General features: G+C 41.9%; 17 protein-coding genes. 14 read left to right on the top strand and 3 right to left on the bottom strand.

Annotated features, from left to right (window positions below; translation table 11 throughout):
* Positions 1–87 precede the first annotated feature (87 nt).
* From HGG78_RS02480 to HGG78_RS02490, 3 genes are all read right to left on the bottom strand, one after another.
* Entirely contained in the window at positions 88–300 is a 213-nt protein-coding gene (locus HGG78_RS02480) for a VF530 family protein (RefSeq protein ID WP_172531984.1), read from the bottom strand.
* Between the two features lie 164 nt (positions 301–464).
* Positions 465–2,150, bottom strand: coding sequence for an AMP-binding protein (locus tag HGG78_RS02485; protein ID WP_172531985.1), 1,686 nt, complete (start codon positions 2,148–2,150; stop codon positions 465–467).
* A gap of 131 nt (positions 2,151–2,281) precedes the next feature.
* On the bottom strand, positions 2,282–3,016 hold the full coding sequence (locus HGG78_RS02490; protein ID WP_172531986.1) for a helix-turn-helix domain-containing protein: 735 nt from the start codon (positions 3,014–3,016) through the stop codon (positions 2,282–2,284).
* Positions 3,017–3,347: 331 nt separating this feature from the next.
* Here HGG78_RS02490 and HGG78_RS02495 point away from each other — a divergent pair, with 331 nt between their 5' ends.
* The 14 genes from HGG78_RS02495 to HGG78_RS02560 all read left to right on the top strand — a co-directional run bounded on the left by HGG78_RS02495 (position 3,348) and on the right by HGG78_RS02560 (position 15,013).
* Positions 3,348–3,524: a Flp family type IVb pilin gene (locus HGG78_RS02495; RefSeq protein ID WP_172531987.1), complete on the top strand. Its 177-nt coding sequence runs from the start codon at positions 3,348–3,350 to the stop codon at positions 3,522–3,524.
* Positions 3,525–3,637: 113 nt separating this feature from the next.
* Positions 3,638–3,799 carry a hypothetical protein gene (locus HGG78_RS02500; RefSeq protein ID WP_053310832.1) on the top strand — a complete coding sequence of 54 codons (162 nt, stop codon included), beginning with the start codon at positions 3,638–3,640 and terminating at the stop codon, positions 3,797–3,799.
* Positions 3,800–3,869: 70 nt separating this feature from the next.
* Complete coding sequence (locus HGG78_RS02505) at positions 3,870–4,385, top strand: prepilin peptidase (protein ID WP_172531988.1); 516 nt, start codon at positions 3,870–3,872, stop codon at positions 4,383–4,385.
* A gap of 18 nt (positions 4,386–4,403) precedes the next feature.
* Entirely contained in the window at positions 4,404–5,747 is a 1,344-nt protein-coding gene (locus HGG78_RS02510; RefSeq protein WP_172531989.1) for an ATP-binding protein, read from the top strand.
* On the top strand, positions 5,744–6,493 hold the full coding sequence (gene cpaB / locus HGG78_RS02515; protein WP_168521162.1) for a Flp pilus assembly protein CpaB: 750 nt from the start codon (positions 5,744–5,746) through the stop codon (positions 6,491–6,493). The genes HGG78_RS02510 and cpaB overlap by 4 nt, the downstream gene beginning before the upstream one ends.
* An 8-nt stretch (positions 6,494–6,501) precedes the next feature.
* Positions 6,502–7,959 carry a type II and III secretion system protein family protein gene (locus tag HGG78_RS02520; RefSeq protein ID WP_053310836.1) on the top strand — a complete coding sequence of 486 codons (1,458 nt, stop codon included), beginning with the start codon at positions 6,502–6,504 and terminating at the stop codon, positions 7,957–7,959.
* Between the two features lie 9 nt (positions 7,960–7,968).
* Complete coding sequence (locus tag HGG78_RS02525; RefSeq protein WP_172531990.1) at positions 7,969–8,238, top strand: hypothetical protein; 270 nt, start codon at positions 7,969–7,971, stop codon at positions 8,236–8,238.
* A gap of 15 nt (positions 8,239–8,253) precedes the next feature.
* On the top strand, positions 8,254–9,492 hold the full coding sequence (locus HGG78_RS02530) for a TadE/TadG family type IV pilus assembly protein (protein WP_172531991.1): 1,239 nt from the start codon (positions 8,254–8,256) through the stop codon (positions 9,490–9,492).
* Complete coding sequence (locus tag HGG78_RS02535) at positions 9,489–9,917, top strand: TadE/TadG family type IV pilus assembly protein (protein WP_053310839.1); 429 nt, start codon at positions 9,489–9,491, stop codon at positions 9,915–9,917. The genes HGG78_RS02530 and HGG78_RS02535 overlap by 4 nt, the downstream gene beginning before the upstream one ends.
* Entirely contained in the window at positions 9,914–10,381 is a 468-nt protein-coding gene (locus tag HGG78_RS02540; protein ID WP_071233060.1) for a TadE/TadG family type IV pilus assembly protein, read from the top strand. Before HGG78_RS02535 ends, HGG78_RS02540 begins: the two co-directional genes overlap by 4 nt.
* A gap of 9 nt (positions 10,382–10,390) precedes the next feature.
* Positions 10,391–11,611, top strand: a complete 1,221-nt coding sequence (locus HGG78_RS02545; protein WP_053310840.1) for an AAA family ATPase — start codon at positions 10,391–10,393, stop codon at positions 11,609–11,611.
* Between the two features lie 17 nt (positions 11,612–11,628).
* A complete protein-coding gene (locus tag HGG78_RS02550; RefSeq protein WP_053310841.1) occupies positions 11,629–13,095 on the top strand; it encodes a TadA family conjugal transfer-associated ATPase in 1,467 nt (488 codons plus the stop codon).
* A 2-nt stretch (positions 13,096–13,097) separates the two neighbouring features.
* Complete coding sequence (locus HGG78_RS02555; protein ID WP_053310842.1) at positions 13,098–14,069, top strand: type II secretion system F family protein; 972 nt, start codon at positions 13,098–13,100, stop codon at positions 14,067–14,069.
* Between the two features lie 2 nt (positions 14,070–14,071).
* A complete protein-coding gene (locus HGG78_RS02560) occupies positions 14,072–15,013 on the top strand; it encodes a type II secretion system F family protein (protein ID WP_053310999.1) in 942 nt (313 codons plus the stop codon).
* The last annotated feature ends 15 nt before the right edge of the window (positions 15,014–15,028 follow it).

A 15,028-nucleotide genomic window follows, 5' to 3' on the forward strand; every position in this document is an offset into this window, starting at 1 on the left:
AATAGTGATTAGTGCTGATTTAAATAAAAACGAATGACGTTTTTGAATTGATACCAACCGTAGCAAATAACCGCTCAACCTAGCTTGCTAGCTTTTTAGACTGACATAAATCTCTTCTACCTTAACGCGTGCCCATTCCGTTTTCCGTAAAAACTTAAGGCTAGACTTAATGCTAGGGTCTTTTTTGAAACAGTTGATATTGACCATATAGCTGAGTTCTTCCCAACCGTAATATTCAACCAGTTCTGTCAGTAGCTTTTCCAAAGTAATACCGTGTAGCGGATTGTTGGCTTGTGTCATGGGATATCTTTTATGTTTGAGTTTTTCTTAGTATAACAGCCAAGATAACGCTATCTAGGGTAGAAAAGCTTCTCGAGCCGAAAAACGAATAAATACGCTATAAATCTGCACAGAAAAAAGGCTAATAAAATTATTAGCCTTTACTTTTAGCCTGTTAGATATAGTTATTCTTCCCACACCACCAGTTGACCTTTCGGCCAGTTATGGCCAATCTCATGATATTTTTGCTCTAACACGTGACGTTTAATTTTCAATGTTGGAGTGAGGACGCCATTTTCTATCGACCATGGATCTTTGATCATTAATACGCCTTTAATTTGTTCATGAGATTCCAGTTCGGAATTGATACGTGCAATGACTTTCTTCGTAGTTCGCTCATATCGGGCGCGATCGAAATGAGGGAAATTATGTGGAACGACAAGTAAGATAGGTGCGGGAAGCCCCAAACCTATCAAGCACATCATTTCAACTCGACTGTATTCAAATAACTTATTTTCAATTGGGACTGGGGCAACAAATTTACCTTTGGCGGTTTTGAAGGTGTCTTTTTTACGACCCTGGATGGTTAGATAACCTTCTGCGTCAATAAAACCAATATCTCCAGTGTGTAGCCAACCTTCTTTATCAAATGACTCTTGGGTTGCAATATCATTTTTGTAGTAACCAGAAAATAAGCCGTTACCGCGAACCATGATTTCATTGTCATTGGCAATCTTCAGTTCAATACCTGGGCCTGCTTGTCCAACGGAACCAATTTTATCGGCTCTAAATGGGTAGTTGAGGGTGCTATAGGCAAATGATTCGGTCATCCCCCACGCTTCGGTAATGTTTAATCCAATACTGTGGTACCACTCTAGCAGTGATGGTGATACCGGGGCACTACCGCAGCCTAAAACACGTGCATGATTTAACCCTAAACCCTCGGCTAATTTCTTTTTGATTAGCGAATTTACAAAAGGAATTTTAAGTAGGAAGTTGAGCTTTTTCTGGGGGAGCTTATCTTGAATACGTTGTTGGAACAGTGTCCATAACCGAGGCACCGAAATAAACAGAGTAGGGCGCTGCATTTTTACATCTTCAATAAAGGTGTCCAATGACTCTGGAAACGCGGTAAGAACCCCGCCCATAATTGATGAGCCAAAGATGTAGACACGCTCAGTAATGTGCGCCAATGGTAAATAAGAAAAAAGGCGATCATCTTCTTGAATACCAATATGGTTAATCAACTGTTGAGCTGACCAGCAAAAGGCACCATATGTCAGCATAGCGCCTTTTGGTAAACCAGACGTGCCAGAGGTATAGACTATCGACATCAGTTTGTTGTCGTGGTGCTGAGGTCTTAATTGACTTGGTTGATGCTGCTCTATCAGTGAAATGAATTGGTATTTGCATTCTGGCGCAGAATCGTAAGGCAAAGCGATACTGATGAGATCAGGCATGTTCTGTAAAACCTGACTGGTCTCCTTGGCATCATCAAGCTTGCCTGCTAGCAAAATTTTACTTTCACTGTGCGTGATACAATACTCGATGGTATCGGCCCCTGCGGTTGGGAAGATAGGAACGCTGATAAAGTCACCGAGCATCATCGCCAAATCACAAATAAACCATTCGGCGCAGTTTTTTGAAATTAAGGCGATTTTATCTTGCGGCTTGGCCCCTAGTTCTTGTAGCGCAGACACCAGCTTAAGGGCTTTGTCGGCCACTTCGGCATAGGTGTATTCAACAAATTGCCGGTTGATAATTTGTTTTAGATAAACCTGATTTGGGCGTTCCTGTGCCCATTTTAGGATCATCTCATTGGGTGGTGGGAGAGCGCAGGTTTGTTTGCTTAACTCGTTAGGCTGAATCATTCTCTAACTCCATGTTATTGGCAAAATCATTATTGTTGTTATGTTAATTTCTTGTTAACTCTATCATGTTGAAATGATTGAGTGAAAGGAGATTTTCTCTTTGTTTGTCGGAATTTTGACCAAGGTAAAATTTAATGAAACGAATGGGTTTGTCGAAACACTCCCGGGCTAACCCCTGTTTTTTTCTTAAACATTCGTGAAAAATAGGACACATCTTTGTAGCCACATTGGTAAGCAATATATTCAATTTTACAATTAGGCTCACTGATCAATAAACGTTTTGCATTAGCAATTCTTTTAAAAGTGAGATAATCAATAAAACTTTTCCCTGTGTGTTTATGAAATATTTTAGAAAAATAAGTGACTGAGTAGTGACAATGTTCAGCAATGTCTTTCTCTTGTATAGGGTTAGCTATGTGCTGTTCAATGTATTGAATGGCTTTGACTAAATCGTCACTAACTCGGTTGTTTAGTGTTTGGTCATGGGTGTTTAATCTTGCTTTAACTTTATCAAAATCATGAGTTAGGTAACTTTGAATCCTATCTAGCTCTAAATTATAATCTGATTGATTTGTTTGTATTTTTTCTAAAATAAAATCGCGGTTCGTTATTTCACATTCACCATGGTATACGATAACTAATTGACGATTTAAATTTTCACACAAATTAATCGCAAAATTAAGTAATTCACGGTTTATATCTTGGTTGTAAAAAAAGAAACATAGCCTTACCTCAGAATTACTGAGAACAGAAATGTCGTTACCACACTCAATAAAGGTGAATTTTTCATTTAGGGTGCTAAATAATCGGTTTGGCAGCAGGGCAAGTGGCTGTCCAATCCAATAGAGTGCATTTTCTTCCATCATGAATTATCCATTGCGTTATACTCACTTTAAACTACTCCTTTTAGATTAGATGTAGCTTAAGAAAGTACAAGTCATACCAGAAAAATGCCATAGATAATTGCCTTGAAAAGTAAGTTACATGGGGTTTTTTATAAAGTTTTTTTGATAAACATCTTTTTTATCAATGGTTTTTTGTTTTTAACTACTGGGCAGTTACCTAAACATTAGTATTGTTTGATGGCAATAAAGTACCAGAACTAGACATAAAAATTCTAACTGATAATTTTATTATTAACTAACGTTGTTAGTAGCAATCAATTTGTTGTATTGCAGTTTGGAAGGAGACCGAGCGATGAAACGATTTTATGAGCAGGTAAAGACCTTTGTGCAAGATGAAGAAGGCCTTTCCGTTGTCGAGTATGTGGTGGGTGCCGCGCTATTGGTTGGTGCTTTGAGTGCAGTTTTCACCACTTTAGGAACGAGCTTAACCAGCAGTCTATCAAGTAGCTTAAGTAGCATTGGTAGTTAAGGTTCATAGTTTGGTGAGTGTTCAAGACTCTTAATGCGGTGTTTAATATTTTTTTAGCAAAGAAGGGAATTTATTTCCTTCTTTGTTAATCCGATAATTAATCGAGGTTAACTATGTCATTTTTACGTAAGCTATACTTTTTCCTCGAAGATGAATCGGGTTTGTCAGTTGTGGAGTATGTTGTAGGTGCCGCCTTATTAGTTGGCGTTTTGACTGCGTTTTTCAGTTTTCAAGGTGATCTACTCAACCAGACACTTGCTGGTGTTTTTAACTAAGGTGGCTGATTGGATAAAATTATCACTATCTAATAAATTTTAACTGTTAATTATCCCTAAGGCATTTGGTATGAATAATTACATGATATTGGTTATATGGGGATTGCTTATTATTATTGCTATCTTTGACTTAAAAGAGAATCGTATACCAAATAAATATTTATTACTGATTGTTTTTTTTACGTCTATGCTTAAATTAACCAGTCAAGAAGCCATATCAACCTCTTTTATTAATGGTTTTCTCGGTGCGAGTATCATGTTTTCTGGCGCATTAATTTTACACTTGATTAAAGCGCTAGCGCCTGGTGACGTCAAACTTTTAGGTTGTATTGGTTATTTAGTCGGATGGGGGAATTTAACCACTACCAGTTACTGGTTAGTTATTGCTAGCGGAATGATTGCTGCTCTTTTTGGTCTTTTTATGGTTGCCGGTGAGGGGGCCATCATTCGCAGCAAAAAAGATTATTATCTCTCTCTTTTTTTAGGTGGCAGTTCTAATTTTTATAATGGTGATACCAGTGGGAAATTACGCATGCCATTAGCACCTTCTGTGGTTGTCGGTCTAGCGCTTAGCCACTATTTTTGATTGTTATCTGGGGGCACTATGGAAAGTCATGCCAATAGCCAGCATCGGGAAATCTTAATTCCGCAGACCGATCCACCGAAAGTGCCCACCGCGTTTGATGAGCTAAAGATACCCAAAGTTGTACTAGAAAACCTGCTGATCAAACATTTGGCCGCTTATCCAAAATCAGACTTGTTAGCTTTAACAAAGCTGATGGCGATTAGCAGTTATATGATCGAAGATCTACTCGCGAGTCTAAGAAAAAAATCACTGGTTGAAGTTTTCCAGCCGGATATTGGAAGTTTTGCGGCTCAATCTACAGGGCAAGTGCGTTATGGTTTGTCAGAAATGGGTAGCCAAGAGGCGGATGCCGCTTTCATCAAGGATGCCTATCTAGGTCCCGCCCCAATATGCCTTGCTGATTACCATGATATGGTTGAAGCGCAGGACGTGAGAAAAAATCCGATAACAAGGCCGGATGTGGAATACGCACTTAAAGATGTTTTAGGTGTGCAACGAATGATTTCAGTTCTAGGGCCTGCGATAAACTCAGGCCGAGCGTTACTTTTATACGGTGGTGCTGGGACAGGTAAAACCTTTGTCGCAACACGCATTCTCAATTCATTAAATACTTCGGTTTACATTCCTTATGCTGTATATGCGGCAGGGAACATAATCAAAGTTTTTTCCTCTCAGCATCATCACAAAGTTTCTCAACATGACAGCCAATCTATTGCTTACAAAGAACAGTATGATCGGCGCTGGGTTTTGTGTGAAAGACCCAGCGTACAAGTAGGTGGAGAGCTAACCATGGAGATGCTTGAAGTCAATCATACGGAACATAATCGTGTATGGATGGCTCCACTGCAAATGATGGCAAATAATGGCATTTTGATTATTGACGATTTAGGTCGCCAGCCGATGCCTGTGGATACTTTATTGAATCGCTGGATAGTGCCGATGGAGTATTTTTACGATTACTTATCACTACCCAATGGTCAACAAATATCCATTCCATTTATTTTGACGCTCGCATTTTCAACCAATTTGGATCCTGAAAAGATCAGTGATCCTGCATTTCTAAGACGGTTAGGTTACAAGATCCAGTTCCAGCCGTTACCTCAAGAAAGTTACATCGAGCTTTGGCAACGAGTATCGAAAAGTCGTTCGCTAGCCATTAATGATGCAGTTCTTGATGCGGTACTTAATCTTCATAAAAATCATAACATCGGCTATTTCCCATGTTTACCTAAAGATCTGAGCGGTATTTGCAGAGACATTATTGTGTTTGAAGCCTCTGAACCGGTGTTAACGCCAGATCTCGTCCAACAAGCTTGGGAAGTGTATTTCACAGCCGATGGCAACGGAGGTGGTGCAAGATGACTAGAAAACAAGTGATAATATTGTTTTTATTGTCGATTTTATTTGGTCTTGGCGCTGTGTTTTTTGCCAAGAAATGGATGGAAGGACAGGCGCAACCTCAAGTTGAGGTCGAAGTTGTTGAACGTGAACCTGTCGTGATTGCAGCTCAAGATATTGAGGCAGGAGCCGTGATTGAAGAGCAACATGTGATGACTAAATTATTGGAGAAAAGTTGGCGCAATGACGATCAATTTACTTCTAGTGAATTGCTGGTTGGCAAAGTAGTTGCCACAACGATATATCAAGGTGAAATATTGTCATCGTTAAGGCTTAGCACGCCAGGTGAAGGGTCAACACTAGCAGCATTAATTCCAGAAAATAAAAGAGCGGTAACCATCCGTGTAAATGACGTTATCGGTGTGGCGGGTTTTCTATTGCCAGGTAACCGAGTCGATATTCTTAATACTATGAAGTATGGCGCTAATTCTGCAACCACACTGACTGTGCTTAAGGACATTAAAGTGTTGGCGGTTGACCAAACAGCGAAAACCAAAGAGAACAAGCCAATCATTGTTCGGGCTGTGACCTTGGAAGTGACCCCTAAAGAAGCTGAAAAATTATTGTCAGCTCAGAGTAAAGGGCTAATACAGCTTGCATTACGAAACCCGCACGAGCCTGAAGAAAAAGTGGTGAAGCGCTACATTCCACCGCCAAGCGTTACCATTATCAAAGGGACTAATTCTTCAAATATTAAAGTCAAGGATTGAGGTGGAATATGAAAATTATCACAACAGTATTATTGACCACCTTATTTATCTGCACTTCAGCTTTCGCTGTGTCACAGGTCGGTAAGGTGGTTAGTGTACCGCATCACAAATCCACTTATGTGAAACTCCCCGCCAAAGCTAGTAGGGTTTCTTTAGGTGACCCTGAAGTGCTGGATATTGTGATGCTCAAATCGAATGAGCTCTTTTTGATCGGTAAAAAACTCGGGTCAACAAACCTAATGGCTTGGAACCGAAGTGGTGAGTTAATTGAGTCGATTGATATAGAGGTGACACATGATTTGAACAGCTTGAAAGCCAAGCTGTACGAATTTTTACCCGACGAGAAAATAGAGGTGCACAGTACTCAGAATCGCCTTATTTTAAGCGGTCAAATTAGCTCTCAAGCACAAATGAATATTGCATTAAGAGTCGCTGAAACGTACACCTCAGGTCAGTCTATCGATAAGGAAGGAGAGTCACTCAGCCAACAAGTTGATAAAACGGGTGTGATTAACCTGATGACTATTGGTGGTGCTCAACAAGTAATGCTTGAAGTCACGGTAGCGGAGGTTCAGCGCAGTTTGGTGAGAAAATTTGATGCCAATTTTGCCTTTTTCCAATCCAGCGGTTCAAATTTCAAGTGGGGGGCTTCTTCGGTTGCATCTGGAATTGCAGGGGCTACGCCTATTTTTGGTGTCCCCAGTATCGGCAATTACGGGATATTAGGCTCTTTTTTGGATGAGAATACTTTTTTTTCATTTTCATTAGATATGGCGAAACAAAATGGAACCGCAAAAGTATTGGCGGAGCCGAATTTAACGGCATTAAGTGGTTCCAAGGCTGAATTTCTTGCTGGTGGTGAGTTCCCTATTCCTGTACCCAATCAAGACGGAATTACCATTGAATATAAAGAATATGGTGTGGGGCTTAAATTTATACCAACCATTTTAAGCGATAAAAAAATCAATTTATCACTGGCGGTTGATGTCAGTGAAATTGCTAACTCAAGCGCTTTAACCTTAGCGCCCGGGGAAACCAATGGGACTTACGTTATTCCTCCGATCACGCGGCGCAGTGCCTCTTCGACGCTAGAGCTTGCTGATGGACAAACTATCGGTATCGCTGGTTTGCTCAGTGAGAATGTACGGGATGTGGCCAGTAAAATGCCGGGCTTTGGTGATATTCCAGTGTTAGGGCAATTATTTAATAGCCAAGAGTTTGTTTCCGGTGAAACGGAATTAGTGATCTTGGTTACCCCAAGGCTTGCACAGCCTATTGATAGAAACCGAATCACCTTACCTACCGATGCCTATGTTGAGCCTACCGATGTGAAGTATTACTTATTAGGTCAAGGCGCCTATATTAAAGCTCCGAATGCACAGAAAACAACAAAGACAGAAGAAGCAATTGAAGGGCTTAATAGCAACCAAGGTGGTTCTGAAGGGTCATTTGGCCACAGTCTGTAGGAGCAAAATATGAAGGTTCAATTAAGAGTACTGACGACTTTATTGACTATACTATTAATATCGAGTTGCGCCAATGAAACCAAGTTGGGGCATCATGTATCGCTCGTCCGTGCTGAGCAAACTTATAATCCTAAAGCATCACAAGATAATTTAGGTGTAGTTCCTACAGGGAGCGGTGAACGAATGGAAGGGGCGTATCAAAGCTATACCGGAAAATCTGAAAGTGATTTATCCAGTAGTGAAAGTGAAAGCCAATTCCTTGATGGGTTTAGTAAATGACCCTAAGGATGCATTATGAGCCACAGAACGAGATCGACATTAGCTCATAAACAATCGGGATTAGTGTTGGTAGTGATAACGGCAGCGATGGTTGTTTTTATCGCAGTTGCCGCCTTTGCGATTGATATTACCCATGTAGTGGTCAACAAAACACGCTTGCAAAATGCCTTGGATTCCGTTGCATTAGCCGCCGCCTCTATTGCCAACTCGACTCGCTCGGAAAGTGACACTCAAGCCACGGTCATTCAGGTCTATCAAAAGGTGGTGGCCGCTTCGGGGAATAGCGAGCTTGCACTTTCTTCGGCGGAGGATGGTGCAACGCTCAATTTATTAGCCATTGAATACTCATCGACCCCCAATAGTGGTTTTTCTGCCGCTTTTCCCTCTTCATCAGCAGAACATATTTATGTGCGAGTGAGTGTTAGTGGTTTAGGCATGCCCGAATTTCTCATTCAAGCGTTTAATTTGGAAAAGAGTGTTTCAGCCAGTGCGGTTGCTGGCCCGACTTATGTTAATGATACGACCAATATATTGCCAATTGGCATGTGTGAAGGTGATGAAGCAGGTCCTTCTGGCTACAGCGTTGGAACCGTCTATGAAATTAAGTCAGGCAGCCAATCCTCTGGAGATGGATTGGGCGCTGGAAACTACCATTTGCTTGATATGGGTAGCGGTAAAAGTGACGTTAGTGATGCATTGGTCGGTAAAAATACAACCGTTGTTACTATTGGTGAAGACCTATATACAGAGCCTGGTAATGCTGTTGGGCCGACAGGAAGTATCGATAGTCGTTTTGAAGGGGAAACCTTGGGGGGAATTTACTACCCGCCAGATCTGATCATCACCGAACCTAGCACGACCATTACCTTGGATAACCTAGCCAGTTACAACGACTCAGTTGATCCAGGCAAGTGGTCATTCGATAAATACCAAACAGAGACAAGCGAATGCCTGCTTAATGCCGACTGTGATAAAAGCGGATCCGTGGCATGGAGACGTATTCTCCCCGTACCAATTTTAGACTGTGCATCCTCGACCAAGTCGGGAGGGAAAATCGAATTTCAAGTTAATAATATTGGTTGTTTTTTCTTGATTCAGCGCTATTCAAGCAATTCTGGTGGGGCGGGTAAACAGAGTATTTTCGGTGAGTTTATTGAACATTGCAGTGTAGTTGATGGTGGCATTTCAGACACCACAACAGGGGTGACGCGCATGGTTCTTTTTAAAGATCCGATGCTCGGAGGTGGCGTATGAGTAGTGCTTCTCAAAAAGGGTTTGCTGCCATTGAGTTATTAATCGCACTGCCGGTTTTACTTTTAATTTTGGTCGCGGTAATAGAGCTATCACGGATGATGCTTGAGCTAAACACGCTCAATAAAGCGGTTCGTATTGGCGCTCGCTATGCGTCTACTCAAACGGATGCGTCTGGCTGTGGTCCTGTCATCGCGATTACTAGCGATATTCAAAAAATGGTCGTTTATGGAACCGTTAATGGCAATAAGTCGCAGCTACGTAATTGGCAAGTCAGTGATGTAGCGGTGAGCTGTGTCGATAATCAATACGTCACGGTGACGACCAGTTATCAGTTTAAACCAAGTATTGCATCGACATTACCATTTTCAGATGCCAGTTTAACGGTGCCGATGAGCTCTTCTTCGATCATGAGGATAAGTCAATGATTAGACGAATCCAACCTATTCAAGGTATCGCGGTGATCGAATTTACCTTGGCCTCATCAGTGCTATTTGTATTGCTGTTTAGCATCATTTCTATTGGCTACTTAATGTTTTCGCTACAGGCGATAAATGATGTCACCCGAAAAGCAGCCCGTTTAGCAGCCGTTTGTCAAATCAGCCAAAGTCAGCAAATTGCATCGTCAGTGGCCGCTAGTAGCGTGATTGCAGGGATTGATGCCGATAGCATTGAAATTGAATATTTAGACCAAGATGGAGTGGTGTTGGCATCACCTACCGCGCAAAATGTGAGGTTTGTCCGAGCAAGGGTTGTCAGCTTAACCTATCAATTGCTCTCGTTATTAGATTTTTTGGGTGAGAGTGGCTTGATCGATATTCCCAGCTTTGAAACTACCATTCCTAGTGAAAGTCTAGGTATTGTTCCGAACGGAACTAACACCAATTGTTAGGAGTTATTTATGGGTGAGGCCGTCCAATTCCCTCGAAACGATAGTAACAAAATAAGATTCAAAACCAATTTATCGATTTGGGTTATCTATTCGAGTGATGTTTTTAAAGTCCATATCCAAAATGAACTTGGACAATGTAGGAACGTGAACTTTGAGCTGATATTTCTTGCCGACTTAGTGGCCGCTAATCTTAGTAAGTTTTCTTCACCAGATTTGATCTTTGTCGAGACAGGGCTTAATTGGGCTCAAAAAGTGGTGGAATTGCATAACTATGATGACAATTCGTCAGAGCAAAATCATGAGGCCGCTTTGGTTGTTTTTGGTGATGAAAGTGATAGTGCGGCATTAAAAATGGCGCTGAGAATTGGCGCGGCTGACTTTATGTCAGACCAAGCCATGCTCGATGAATTCTTGCCGCTGTTAACAAATATCGCGGATGAAAAAGTGATGAATCGGCATTTTGGTGAGCTGTTCATCTTCTTAAATACCAAAGGAGGATCGGGCGCATCAACATTATCGGTCAATACCGCTGTCGACATCGCTCATCGCTATCCAGGCAAAGTGCTGCTATTGGATCTCGATTTGCAGTTTGGAACTATTGACGATTACTTGAACCTGATCCCTAGTTATGGGTTGTCAGATGTCATTGCCAGTGTCGCTGATCTTGATGAAGTCTCGCTTAATAGCCTAGTAACAAAACACTCCAGTGGACTGCACGTACTGAGTTTTAAACATGGAAATAGTCACGATAATTACGATAAAGCCAAAGATATCAGCAAACTTCTTCCTCTATTAAGAGAGATCTATCCCTTCGTTATTATTGATCTTTCGCGAGGGGTCGATCGTCTATTTTCATCGGTTATTTCTCCTGCCACGAAAATATTTCTCGTTACGCAACAAAATCTTGCGGCACTAAAAAATACTAGCCGTATCGCTAAGTCACTGGTGTTTGATTTTGGTTTATCAAAAGAGCAGATGGCGATTTTGGTCAATCGTTATGAAAAACGCCAATCTATCAAGCTCAAAGATGTTCAGGAAACGATTGAAGGGATCGATGTGCAAGTTTTTCCGAACGATTTTAAAGTTGCTGTTGAGGGGGCGAACTTAGGCCGTCCATTCGTCGAAACGAAGAAAGGTAGCCCATTATCCAAATCCGTTATCCAATTTGTATGTAGTCAGCTACCGGATGTTGAGGTTAAGCAAGGATGGTTTAAACGCATTTTCTCTTAGCAGAGCAAGGAGGCACTATGTTTTTCAAACGAAAAAATATAAGCACAGAACTTCAAGAAAAACTCGCAGCGGCAGAACGGCTAGAAGCTCAAGAGGTCAAGCCGAGTGTGGATGAAGGGGAAAATAGGGACCTTTTGCGACATGAAAAAAAGCAACAAGAATCAGAGGCAAAAGATCGCGCAGTCGATGAGGCGAAAAAACAGCTTAGCCAAGAATTAGAAACCAAACATTATTACCATCAAAAGCTGTTGGAGACGTTAGATCTAGGGTTGTTATCAAGCTTAGAAAAAGGCCGAGCAAGAAAAGACCTCCATGATGCAATAGTACAGTTAATGGCCGATGATCAGGCTCATGCTCTGAGTGCCGAAGGGCGTAAAAGGGTGATTAAGCAGATTGAAGATGAAGTGTTTGGTTTAGGGCCTTTAGAGCCACTGCTCAATGACCAAACGGTTTCCGATATTTTAGTTAACGGCCCCAAAAATGTGTTTGTTGAAAGAAAAGGCAAACTTGAAAGAACACCCTACACATTTTTAGATGAGCGTCACTTGAGAAACATCATTGACCGAATTGTCAGCCAGGTTGGACGCCGGATTGATGAGGCATCACCAATGGTAGATGCCCGCTTATTAGATGGCTCTCGTGTCAATGCGATTATACCGCCTCTCGCCTTGGATGGTTCGTCCATTTCTATTCGCCGTTTTGCCGTCGATCGGCTGACGATGGATAACTTACTTTCGTTTGATTCACTCTCAAAGCAAATGGCCACCTTCGTTGAAGCTGCAGTGAAAGGGGAGCTCAACATCTTAATTTCTGGTGGTACAGGGTCAGGAAAAACTACCACTTTGAATATCTTTTCAGGGTTCATTCCACGCGATCAACGAATTATTACAATTGAAGACTCCGCCGAACTGCAACTTCAACAACCTCATGTTGTGCGTCTAGAAACCAGACCGGCTAACTTAGAAGGCAAGGGTGAAATTAGCCAGCGAGAGTTGGTAAAAAACTCATTACGTATGCGGCCTGATCGCATTGTGCTTGGCGAAGTCCGTGGTAGTGAAGCCGTCGATATGCTGGCGGCAATGAATACTGGGCATGATGGTTCCTTGGCGACCATACATGCTAACACACCAAGAGATGCACTCAGCCGTGTCGAAAATATGTTCTCAATGGCTGGGTGGAATATTTCGACTAAAAATTTACGCTCTCAAATTGCATCAGCTATCCACCTTGTTGTGCAGATGGAACGTCAAGAAGATGGTAAGCGTCGGATGGTGAGTATTTGTGAGATCAATGGCATGGAAGGTGAAGTGATTACCATGTCAGAGCTGTTCAAATTTAAGCGACAAGGTCTTGATGAAGACGGGAACGTGATCGGCTACTACACTTCAACTGGTGTGGTACCAAGCTGTCATGATCAGCTCTCTAAACGTGGCTTTCATCTGCCCTTTGAGATCTTTAATGAAGATTTCCCACAGGAGAGATAACCATGGCAACTGATGATATTACTTTTTTCTTGGTGTTGTTGTTTTTCGCGGTGGTGTTTATTTCTCAAGCATTAATCCTTCCCGCCGCAGGTTCTAAAGCCAAGCATAAAGAGCTGGCTAATCGTCTCAAAGCCACACACTCCAATTTGGATGAAGAAACGCAGACGTTACTTAAAGAGCACTATTTAAAAAGTTTGTCACCGATTGATCGAAAATTGGTGTCGATAAAAATACTGTCTGAATTTAGAAAGTCAGTTGAATTGTCAGGCTTGCATTGGACGTTAGCGCAAACTTTAGGGATAACTACGTTGATGGGCTTTGTGTTAGCGCTGGTGGTTTTGATTATTGGTCAGCCATGGTTTGTCGCTGTTGCCACATTTATCGGTTCTTTCGTCGTGGTTCACTTTTATATCCAGAAAAAAATATCCGACCGACTAGCAAAGTTTGAATCACAATTACCAGAGGCTCTTGATGTTATTCGACGCATGCTACAAGCCGGACAGCCGGTGACACAAGCGTTCAGTGAAGTCGGCAATGAAATGCCTGATCCTGTCGGTGTTGAATTCAAGAATACCTTCAATTTGCTGAATTATGGCTACGATATGCGCTTGGCGATCATGCAAATGGCGGATCGTACCCCGACGGTATCGATGCTCGCCTTTGCCAGTGCAGTATTGCTGCAAAAAGAGACTGGGGGCAATCTCTCTGAAAATTTAGACAAAGTTGGGGCTGTGCTACGCTCGCGTTTTAAGTTAGCCAGAAAAATCAAAACCATCTCCGCCGAGAGTCGCATTTCTGCTTGGATATTGGTGCTATCGCCCTTTGTTCTCTTTGTTGGTTTAGCCATTTTTAACCCAACCTATGTTGAACCTCTGTATATGGATCCTCGAGGGATGAAAATCGTCAGTATCGGGGTGGTGAGTCTTGCGATTGGCGCAGTGTGGATCCGTAACATTATCAATTTTGAGGTGTAATGATGGATGACATACTCAACATTCTCTCGAGTTTTAACTTGGATGAACAGACCATGATTCTGAGCCTCATTCTTGTTTCCGTATCTATGCTGGTTTTAACGGCGGGTTTTATTGTTATTGGTTCTAAATCGCCGCTTAAACGTAAACTTCATTCACTGCGAGAAAGTAATTCGTCAGGAACATTAAGAAAATCAGAGCGGTTTGGTAACACATTGGAATCGCTGGTGCCCATTGTGGCGCCTAAAAGTGGCCGTGAACGGGAATCGATTCGTCAAAAGTTGATGCATGCGGGCTTCCACGACAGCTCTACTCTTACCTTTTTTTATGCGGTAAAAGTGATGACATCAGCGGTTGGTGTTGGACTTGCTGGTGGGGTGTTTTTTTTCCAGCCTGATCTCGCTCATCGTGATTTATTGATGATAATTCTGGTCGCTTTGGGTCTATTTGCCCCTAACTTTGTGTTGGGGCGTATGGTCACCAAACGGCAAAGAAGAGTGAGGGCTGGTGTCCCTGATGCCTTAGATTTACTCGTGGTTTGTACAGAATCGGGGCTTGGTTTTAAGGCCGCACTAAGACGTGTTGGTGATGAAATGCTGATTTCTCACCCGGATTTTGCCGATGAATTGCTGACAGTATGTGCCAAAATTAAAGCGGGTGTCGAAATGTCTGATGCCTTTCAAGAGTTGATTCAACGTACTGGTGTGACGGAAATTCAAGGGTTAGTGAGTATGCTGGCTCATGCTTCTCGCATTGGTGGTAGTTTATCTAAAACATTAAGGGATTACACCGAAGATTTTCGTGATAAACGTAACCAAGAAGTGGAAGAAATTGCAGCGAAGATACCCACTAAAATGATATTTCCATTGCTTATGTTTATTTGGCCATGTTTCTTCATTGTTGCTGTGGGACCCGCCATCATAAAATTGCTAGACGCATTAAGCTAATGGAGTGGCTATGAA

Origin of the sequence: Vibrio aestuarianus, assembly GCF_012395185.1 — a bacterium.
Classification (GTDB): domain Bacteria; phylum Pseudomonadota; class Gammaproteobacteria; order Enterobacterales; family Vibrionaceae; genus Vibrio; species Vibrio aestuarianus.